The organism is Paenisporosarcina sp. P5_A11 (assembly GCF_056400705.1).
Genome location: NZ_JBFUKT010000343.1, coordinates 1 through 1,393, shown reverse-complemented (window position 1 = coordinate 1,393; position 1,393 = coordinate 1). Strand labels below are relative to the sequence as shown.

The 1,393-nt window shown below is 27.2% G+C and carries 2 pseudogenes; both read left to right on the top strand.

Annotation, left to right across the window (positions count from 1 at the left end):
- Positions 1-511, top strand: a pseudogene (locus AC1DOS_RS20110) (hypothetical protein); the annotation flags it as partial.
- A pseudogene (locus tag AC1DOS_RS20105) lies at positions 508-1,393 on the top strand (hypothetical protein); the annotation flags it as partial. The pseudogenes AC1DOS_RS20110 and AC1DOS_RS20105, both read left to right, overlap by 4 nt.

The following is a 1,393-nucleotide window of genomic DNA, read 5'->3' as shown; positions in this document are numbered from 1 at the left end:
CTTTCATCCACAATGGCAAAAAAGGTATATCGATATATTAAGTAATATGTTTAATAACTTTCTTCCAAACAATCATGTACAGGTATTAATAACTTCACATTCACCTTTTGTAGTTTCTGACTTACCGCATTATAATCTAATTTTATTAAAGAAGGAAAATACAGATTCTTTGAACAGTATAGAAGGTTTAGAGCTAGAAAGAACATTTGGAGGTAATATACAAGATCTATTTTCAAATGCATTTTTTATTCAGGGTGGGTTAACGGGTGAATTCTCGAAAAATGTAATTAATAATGCGATTAATGAGATACTAATCGATTCAGAAAATGCTTATAAGAAACAAAATGAATATAAAAGGTTATTTGATTTAATAGGGGAACCATTAGTTAGAAATAAATGCATAGAAATATTGAATGAGTCTGTACAAAAACATGGGTTTATCTCTAAGAATCTTGAGGAAGAAATTATAGAGTTAAAAGAGAGATTAAAATATTTGGAGAGTTATATATGAAGAAAATACAGTTTTCGGAAACACTTTCAAATTGTCATTTAGAGTATTGTAAACCAATTAATAAATCTAATGGAAAATATAGAAGTACAAGCGTTTTTGGTAAGATAGGAAAATATCAGGAAGAAAATTACCCAGAAAGTATTAACATCGGCACAAAATATCTTAATATAGAACTAGAATTTGAAACACGCAAATTAATGGCAAATTATCTATATCAAAACTTTGATAATATAATTCTATCTAAACCGGAAAAATTAATTCAACTTGAGGAAGACTTTTATTTGCTATTATATGATAAAGAATCTAAAATCCATAATTTGGGTAATCTTATTGATTCTAAATATATTAAAGGTTTTTTAAATAAGTTTATAAAGTATATATTTAATTATGATAATTTTTCGAAAAAGACATATGAAGATTTGTGGAGTCCTTATGATTTTATACAACATCTTAATCAAAGTATTTGCCCATATTGTAATGCTCAGTTTACTTTTACAGTGAAAAGAGATTTAGAAAGTGAGACTCAAAACTTTTCGATTCGCCCTCATTTAGATCATTTCTTTGCTCAGAGTATACATCCAATGTTAGCTTTATCAGTATATAATCTGATACCTTCTTGTTACACTTGTAACTCAAGTTTAAAGAGAGACTATAATTGTCTATTAGAAGATCAAATTCATCCATATATAGATGATTTGGACGAAATGGGATACTTTAGTAGAGCTTTTAAAGTACCACTTATTAATGAAGGTGTTGAGGTTCTTGATTTTTACAGTACGATTGTAGGGAGAGGGACTGACTATGATATAAAGCTAGAGTCAAATGATATTAAATCTGAGAAAAAAATAAAAGGTTATAATGAATTATTTAAAATTGAAGGAA